This is a genomic window from Methanophagales archaeon, assembly GCA_021159465.1.
Lineage (GTDB): Archaea > Halobacteriota > Syntropharchaeia > Alkanophagales > Methanospirareceae > G60ANME1.
In genome coordinates, this window is the sequence record JAGGRR010000172.1 from 1 (window position 1) to 2,640 (window position 2,640).

The 2,640-nt window shown below is 44.0% G+C and carries 1 protein-coding gene and 1 pseudogene; both read left to right on the forward strand.

From position 1 onward, the window contains the following. The first annotated feature begins 166 nt into the window (after positions 1–166). A pseudogene (locus J7J01_07660) lies at positions 167–1,054 on the forward strand (ATP phosphoribosyltransferase). Between the two features lie 18 nt (positions 1,055–1,072). Continuing rightward, positions 1,073–2,500 (forward strand): glucose-6-phosphate isomerase, encoded by a 1,428-nt coding sequence (locus J7J01_07665; protein ID MCD6210746.1) that lies wholly within the window; start codon positions 1,073–1,075, stop codon positions 2,498–2,500. Positions 2,501–2,640: the final 140 nt, after the last annotated feature.

The window sequence follows — 2,640 nt, forward strand, 5'->3', positions numbered from 1 at the left end:
TTTTTATATTCCTGCGCCATATATTTGCGATATCACGTAAATCGGAGTTTTCTGCTTTCCTTATCTCTATCTTTACCATAATACCCTCTCTATATTCGGTATTTATTGATATCTATAACTATAATCGTAAGTCATAAACATCTATGAATAGAAGAAGGTAGAGGAGATGATAAGTATAGCGATACCAAAAGGTAGTTTAGAGGCGCAGACGCTGCAGCTATTCAAACAGGCGGACCTGGAGATAAAAGTAACGAGTAGAGAGTATAATCCACAGATCGATGACCCGAGAATAGAGAAGGTGAAGATATTGAGACCTCAGGAGATACCGGAGTATGTAGAGAAGGGGTATTTTGATATAGGGATAACAGGAAAGGATTGGATAGCAGAGAGGGGCGCGGATGTGGTTGAGATAGCAGATTTGAGCTACAGCAAGACTGCGGAGAAGAATGGAAAAGTGAGAATCGTGCTTGCAGTTCAGGCAGATAGTGATATAAGAGCAGCAGAGGATATAAAGCCAAATAGTCGAATCAGTACGGAATATCCAAACCTTACAAAAGCGTTCTTCGATGAACTCGGCATACCGGTACAAATTTTCTTCTCTTATGGTGCAACGGAAGCGAAGGATATGATGGATGCGATAGTAGAGCTAACAGAGACCGGGGAGACACTGCGGAAGAACAACTGGCGTATTATTCACACTATTTTCGAATCCTCAACGAAATTGATAGCGAATAAGGACTCGTGGCGTGAGCCTGGCAAGAGGCGTGAGATGGAGGAGATAAAAACACTGCTCAGTGGCGTGATAGAGGCACGGGACAGGGTATTACTGAGTATGAACGTTGCAGAGGATAAGTTGCGAGATGTCGTATCTGCACTACCAGCGATGAAGAAGCCAACGATAGCGCAGCTCTATGATTCCGATAGTACGGAGCGGAGATATTACGCGGTGGAGACGGTGGTGAGTAAAAAGGAGGTGAATATATTGATACCGAGATTGAAGGCGCTCGGCGCTGAAGACATCATTGAGATTGATATAACCAAGATAGTGAAGTGATGAGCACGACGATGAAAGATGATGAAACTGGATTTCAGTAATATGATGGAATCCCGTATAGGCGAGCGGGGCATCAGTATCGGGGCAATAGAGGATATGGAGCACCGTATAAAGGAGATAGACAGGAAATTGAAGGGCGATAGAAGCGAAGGACGGTTACAATTCATGGAACTCCCTTATAAGAATGTGGATGAGATTATATCCTTAGCGAATGAAGAAGCCACGAAATATGAAAATTTCCTGCTCATCGGGATTGGAGGTTCCTCATGGGGCAGTATTGCATTGCATACAGCATTATCTCATCCATATTATAACCTGTTACCAGCATCGAGACGGAATGGAAGACCGAGATTCTTCGTGATTGACAATTGTGACCCTGACGAGACAGCAGGACTCTTCGATATTATTGATATGAAGAAGACACTGGTAAATGTGGTCAGTAAATCAGGAACAACGCCGGAGCCGATGGCTAATTTCGTGAAGTGCTATGAGATGATGAAGCGTTCCGTCGGGAAAGCCTATACGGAGCATTTTATTATTACTACGGATGAAGGTGATGGTGATGGTGTACTGAGGAGGGTAGCGGAGCGCGAGGGTATTCGGTGTCTGGAAATTCCGAAGCGAGTAGGAGGTAGATTCTCCGTATTCTCGCCTGCTGGCTTGTTTCCCGCGGCAGTATCGGGTATAGACATTAAAGAGGTACTCAATGGGGCGCGGCACATGGATGAAGCCTGTAAAAAGCCTGATATATGGCATAATCCCGCGTATATGTTCGCAGTTCTGGAATATTTAGCAATTGATAAGGGATATAATATCTCTGTATTGATGCCATATTCACGTAAACTCCGCCATTTCGGCAACTGGTACATGCAGTTGTGGGCGGAGAGCCTTGGTAAAGAGCATGACAGAGATAATAACACGGTAAATGCGGGAAACACACCTCTTAAAGCTATTGGCGCTGCCGATCAGCATTCGTTGCTCCAACTATTCAATGAAGGTCCTTTTGATAAAGTTATCACTTTTATCAGAGTGGAGAGTTATGAGAATGATGTGAGTCTACCGGCTGTTTTCCGTGGCTGGAATGAACTGGAGTATTTCGGTGGGCATACACTGGGGGAATTGATGAAGACAGAGCAGTTTGCTACCGAGTTGGCATTGACCAATCACATGAGACCGAATAAGACGATAGTTATACCTGCGATAAATGCTTTTACTGTTGGCGCATTGATGTACTTTTTTGAGCTGGTGACGACAGTGATGGGTGAATTGCTGAAAGTGAATGTCTTCGACCAGCCGGGCGTGGAGGAGGGTAAGCGGCTCACATACGCATTGATGGGCAGGAGAGGGTTTGAACGTGAAAGGAATGCGATAAGAGCTAAGATGTTTGAAGAGGAGAATAAGGAAGAGAAGGAGAAGAGTAAGTCGTTGATTATTTGTTTTTGTTAAGTCCATTTTTGCTCAAGCCCACACCCGGAACTAAAATTGGTAAGCCCATAAAGGGTTATTGTTACCCATCCGAATTATAACTCTCATCAAAAAAATTAAAATCGAAACTCATTTTATTGGTTACCACCGAAGGTTTAGAT